This window comes from Pseudanabaena sp. 'Roaring Creek', assembly GCF_001402795.1.
GTDB lineage: Bacteria > Cyanobacteriota > Cyanobacteriia > Pseudanabaenales > Pseudanabaenaceae > Pseudanabaena.
On record NZ_LIRE01000377.1, the window covers coordinates 1 to 5958 of the forward strand.

General features: G+C 39.6%; 4 protein-coding genes. 1 reads left to right on the forward strand and 3 read right to left on the reverse strand.

All coding sequences use genetic code 11. The features are described 5' to 3' along the window. Positions 1-67: 67 nt before the first annotated feature. A complete protein-coding gene (locus AC805_RS12795; protein ID WP_055075796.1) occupies positions 68-970 on the forward strand; it encodes an undecaprenyl-diphosphate phosphatase in 903 nt (300 codons plus the stop codon). A 17-nt stretch (positions 971-987) separates the two neighbouring features. Here AC805_RS12795 and AC805_RS12800 read toward each other — a convergent pair whose 3' ends face one another. The 3 genes from AC805_RS12800 to AC805_RS12815 all read right to left on the reverse strand — a co-directional run bounded on the left by AC805_RS12800 (position 988) and on the right by AC805_RS12815 (position 5752). Next, complete coding sequence (locus AC805_RS12800; RefSeq protein ID WP_197278721.1) at positions 988-2046, reverse strand: lipopolysaccharide assembly protein LapB; 1059 nt, start codon at positions 2044-2046, stop codon at positions 988-990. A gap of 526 nt (positions 2047-2572) precedes the next feature. After that, on the reverse strand, positions 2573-3619 hold the full coding sequence (locus AC805_RS12805; RefSeq protein WP_082429489.1) for a DMT family transporter: 1047 nt from the start codon (positions 3617-3619) through the stop codon (positions 2573-2575). A gap of 381 nt (positions 3620-4000) precedes the next feature. Continuing rightward, the gene (locus tag AC805_RS12815) at positions 4001-5752 is read right to left on the reverse strand and encodes a hypothetical protein (protein WP_055075800.1); all 1752 of its coding nucleotides are present in this window, start codon (positions 5750-5752) and stop codon (positions 4001-4003) included. Between the last annotated feature and the right edge of the window lie 206 nt (positions 5753-5958).

The window sequence follows — 5958 nt, forward strand, 5'->3', positions numbered from 1 at the left end:
CTAGCAAGTCCCTTAGTTAATTGTTAGCCTCCACTGTGAGGACTAATTTGAGGAGTAATTATTTTTTATGATGCATTCATTTTTGCTGTCTGCTGCGGTTTGTAACGAGAATAGTGCGGTTAATCTCGACTTTGTGAATATCAATTGGTTTGGTATTGTGATTCTTGGGATCGTGCAAGGTATTACCGAACTATTACCAATTAGTAGTACTGCCCATTTACGTATAGTTCCGAGTTTTTTAGGTTTACCCGATCCTGGATCTGCTTTTTCGGCGGCGATGCAGCTAGCAAGTTTAACAGCAGTCCTCACCTATTTTTGGCAAGATATTACGCGCTTGTTAGGGAGTTCCTATCGGGCAATCCTTCGTAAAGACTATATGTCTAAATCTTTTCGGTTGCTATTAGGACTGATTGCAGGGACAATTCCGATCGCGATCGTCGGACTTTTGTTAAAGAAAACTCTCGATACTTGCAACTCGCCTTTGCGGACGTTAGTTACCATTGGGATTGCCTCAATCGTGATGTCTCTATTACTTGCAGCTGCCGAAAAGTGGGGAAGCCGCAAGCGTAATTTTGAGCAGTTAACCCTAATCGATGGTGTTTTTGTCGGAATTGCACAAGTTTTTGCCCTGATTCCAGGGGTATCGCGATCGGGATCGACCATTACAGCCGCACTCTTTTTAAAAATGGAAAGGGAAACGGCGGCAAAGTTCTCTTTCTTATTAGGATTACCCACGATTATTTTGGCTGGGGCTGTGGAAATGGCGACGCTCGCTAAAGCTGGATTAGATTTGCATGGTTGGGCTATTCTCCTATTAGGACTGACTTCCGCTAGTATTTCCGCATTTTTAGCAATCTTTTTATTATTGAAATACTTAGAAAAGCATAGTACTTGGCTTTTTGTCTGGTATCGCCTAGCGATGGGATTGTTTCTTTTAGTTGGTGTGGGTTTGGGTTGGCTAAAAAATTAAGAAAAAGGTAATCAACACTAATCGCGATCGCTACTTTGCATTTTAAAGGCTAAGGATGCTTGAAAATATGCTCTTGAGAGGTTATATTGACCTAACTTTTCGTAGGCTTTACCGAGCCCATTCAAAGCGGTTAAGAAGCCTCTGTAGTGGTGGGTTCGCTTCACGATTTCAACTGTTTTAAGGAATGATTCAACCGCTTTTTGATACTGACCTAGTTCGAGGTAAGTATTTCCTAAGACATTGAGAGCATTTATTTCTCCTTCCTTGATATTGTTTTGTCTGGCAATATCGAATGCTTGTTGGTACAAGTCAATGGCTAGCTCGACCTTTCCTAATTTTTTGTAAACATTTCCTAGTCCAATCTTTGCTCGATCATTGCCATCGGTAAGGCGCTCTTTGCTAGCAAGTGCTAAATTAAAGAACTCGTTAGCTTTTGGATATTCTCCTAAACCCGTATAGGCTTCTGCCATACCGATTAGCGAATTTTTGATGTCAATATTTCCATTAATGCTTTCATTAATACTTCCATTATTGCTTCCATTATTGATCTTAGCGATCGCTAAGGCTTGCTGATGGAATTCCAGTGCTTTTTGATATTGTCCCAGATGCTCGTAGCAAGTTCCCATATCACTAAGAGATGTGAAATTATTCTCAATGGGACTCAATTCAGGATTATCGATGGCTAAAGCCTGCTGATAAATTTCTATTGCCCTTGGACAATTATCACTAAGCATGTAGGCATAGCCCAATTCGTTTAATGCTTGTTGTTCTAGGAAGCGATACTTGTTTTGTCTACTTAAATTTACAATTTTTTCGTAGGCATCGATCGCTCTTTGGTATTGTCCGATCTGAAGGTATAAACCTCCTAATTCCTCAAGAACGAATTCGTCCACACTTTTATTGACTTGAGAGTATATTTGTAAGGCTTGTTTGAGTAATGCGATCGCTTTTTCTGGTTGATTATCATCGAGGGTGATGGCTTCTTTTACCAATCGTGAAGCTCTTTCTAATTGCGGTAAATCCCTCGCATTAGCTCCCCTTTCGGGACTCACTTCGACAACCAATAAAGCTGACAAAGATAAAGTTGACAAAGACAGGCAGGTTAATACAACCGAAATTAGGTTCCTAAAACTCTTACGCATATACTCTTATACCAATTATACCAATTATACCAATTCACGAAAGTGTGACAACACTTTCATGAATTAAAAACCAAACCCAGTAAGGTTTTGAGATTACCAAAATGGCGTTGCCATTTTGGTAATTGGTATTACTCTTATACCAATGCAAGCAAGGGTGATAACACTTTTGTGTATTAAATTTGTGTATTAAATTTGTGTATTAAATTTGTGTATTAAATTTGTGTATTAAATTTGTGTATTAAATTTGTGTATTAAATTTGTGTATTAAATTTGTGTATTAAAAACTAAACCTCGACAGGTTTTTCAAGTTAAGAAATGGCGTAGTCATTTCTTAACTTGTTATGCCAATACAAGCAAGGGTGACAACAATATATAGCAATTCTGTGCCATTTAAGCTGGCCACGTATGTCTAGTCTTATATCAAATTATTTCTGGTTATTTCTGGATTTTAGATATCCTACTAATCTTGTTCTTGGGCGGCAGAGACTACATTGGCAATTGGCTTTTTGTTGATTTTTTCTAAATTCATTAAGACAACACCAATAGTAACTAAAAAGATTGCAATCCAAGATGGTATTTTGTCATTAAGAATTAATACTGATAGAATCGCTGTAACGGCAGGTCCACTAGAGCCAATAATTGCCGTTGAAGCCGCACCTATAGCTTTAATCCCAAAATTATTAAACAAATATCCAAATAGGGTCGCAAAACAAAGCAATAAGCCCATGATAATTAGCCCTTGGCTCAGATTGATGTGAATAAAAGCAACACATACAATCAGCAAAATTACAAATTCGACGGTAAAAATTAGCCCTGTAAAGGTAGCTGGGTTGATTTTATTAAAACAAGATTGGGCGATGACTCCCTCCAATGCAAAAACGATCCCCGCAAAGGCAGCGGAGATCAGTCCCACAATATCGCTTTTAAATGCAGCCCCTGGAACTGTGCTAAATAGAACCCACGTGCAACCGCTAATAATTAAGCCAATGGCTAGCCATTGTTTCCATGATGGGCGATCGCCAAATAATCGCCACGCTAACAAAGTAGTGACTACAGGATAGATAAAAAATACTGTTAAAGCGGTTGCTGGACCAACAATTGAGACCGCTAAGTATGTCCCTGTTTGAGATAAAAATAGCAACAGCCCAGCCGCGATTACCTTCATTAGTAATTTGGGATTGTAACCCTTCAGGACTGATAGGGCTTGTTCTTCCGAGCCTGGTCTAAGTACTGGCAAAACAGTCCATAGCAGGGGCACAACAAAGGCGATTCGCACCAATAGTACTAGCAACGGTACTTGTAGGGGATTTGCGGGATCGGCATCCACATATACATTAGAAGGAATTAGTCCACCGAGAATTTTTAATGGATACTTCCCGTTATATTGGACGATTCTAACTAAGACATTTTGGATTGATAAAAACAAGGTCGCTAGAAGTACCATGATCAATCCACGCCACCATTGGCTCGAAGGAGTAGAAGATGTTTCGGATATAGATTTAGCCATGATTTTTATCTCAAACGTTGTAAACAAAGTCTGCAAATGGTTGCTGCTATCCGCAGAGCCTAAACAGCCTGCGGTCAGTTTCTTTCAAACTACCTTTAGATATTTAGTGGTATTGCATCTAATCTAAACGCTCAGTGAAATTAAGACAACAGGGCAATATCATGAAATTTTTAGCAAGTCTGCGCGATTATTCTATTTGCTTAAATTACCTTACTTTTCGCGCTTTGGAGCATTAAATGGTTTTCTCATGTTTTAGGTGCTAAGGTACTTGCGGATAAAAATATCTCATTATGTTACAGTTTCGACTACGCTCAACCAACGCTAGCTTCGACTACGCTCAGCTAACGTCGGCTGAGCAGCCGAAACCAGAGCTACTTTAATCTATTTCTCAGGCGAAAAGCGATGTAAATAGCGGAGCATTTGTTCGTGAAAACGTCCTAAAATTCTTTCTAGCTCTTTTGCTGATAGTTCTTCCCTTTGGCGATCTAGTTCGAGGCTGTTATCAGCATAGAGACGAATTCGCGATATGAGGAGGTCTTGAAATTGATCGATATAATCTTTGTATGGCGTGTAGTAGATATTCAGGTTGCCCCGATCGGTATCCTCCCAGAAGTGATGATTAAATAGCTGCAAATGTTTGCAAGTCATCTCGATCAAGCGACAAAATGACTCTTTACCCCAATATTCTAAATCGTCAATAATATCGTTAATAATTCGTTCGACAAATTCAGGGCGATCGTTTTTTAGATAAAAAAGGGCTAGTCCAATTTGCAGGGTTCGGACACCATTATCCACAAATTGCCCTTTGTCGAGGTCATCTTTCATGAAATTAGGAAGACTATCAACCTGTAGCATCTCAAAGAGTAACTCGCTTTGCAGGGCCGTATCTAAATTTAACTCATGGGCGAGCATGAGGATCTTTTTCATTTCAGCCGCAAACACATCGACAATGAAGTACATGACGGGGCTAGTTTTGCCATACTTAAAAATTTCCGTCCCATAAAGTCGCAGGTAATGGAAACTTAGCTTTGCCTGCTCGATTTTATGGGAATGGACTAGATTGGAGATGAAGTTCCCATAATGAAAAGCAAAATTATAGAGGTTGCGGGCTTCATTATTGCGAGTTCCATGCTTTAATGCAATCCGCAATATGGTATTAAAACGGACGATCGTGGTATCGATCAAACGATCGTCCCCTATAGATATGGCGGTAATTCCCACTCGATAAATTTCGGAGACGCATAGGGAAGCTAAATCAAATTCATGCTTTTCGATGAATTGCGTATAGGCATTGTTGAGCAGCCGAAAGCACTTTTGCTCGTAAAATATGCGCGATCGCTCTAGGTCTTCAAACTCAATAGTGGTACGAAAGGAAATATCAGTGCGGACTTCTTGCCCTATTAAAAAGAATTGGGGATTGATGTTCGGTTTTAAAGTGATATAGCGATCAACAAGTTCCGTAATCTGTTCAATAATCTGAGCCTGCGCTTCCTTTAGAGTCACATAGCTTAATAGATTGTCTAACTGATTGAGAGATGCAAATAGCCGAGACTGGTAAGCACTTTTAAACTGGGGATTGTTAAGAAGGATGGAAACATAGGGATTGGGAAGTAGGTTAACCTGTTGTAGATGATTAGCAAAAATACGTTCGATGACGGTGACTGGTTTGGTACAACGGAGAATGTAATAGATATAGGGAAATACTAAAACGATCGCTAATGGGAGAAATAGGCAGTCATTCAAAACTGCACTGGCAAGAAAGGAGCGATCTTCTTCGACGCGGACTTTTGCTAAAACTGCATGGATCCCTGCTAACACCAAAAACCAGACATAAAATAAGCTTTGCCAATCTTGCATGTACAAATCAACCAGTTTAGGAAGATTTTGGGAGGCGATGGAGATGACGATAATCAGAGTTCCCAAAACCAAGCTAAGAAGTGACAACCAGACTTCTGGAGCAAAGTCAATACCGATCGTTGTTGGGGAAAATTCTTGGAGCCGATCCCATTGAGTTGTAAATAAGAAATCTGTTCCAAAAACGAAACCCGAAATGATTATAAAAGAGATAAAAAGACGATTTGTTAGAATGAAGTTGATGACTTTGTAGCAAAAATACAGGATGTGAAGTTTCACTGAGTTATCTTAATATTGCTCTATATCAATCCAATTTTAGAGCACTTTATCAATATAGGATTTTGCCCTTCGCCTCATCGGGATGCTATAGCTGTCGCCAAGTGTATTAGGACAAATCAAATCCCAAGAATTGACTGGCGGCGCGAAGCGCCGCCAGTCAATTCTTGGGATTTGATTTGTCCTAAGTCAAGTGACTGTAGCTATAT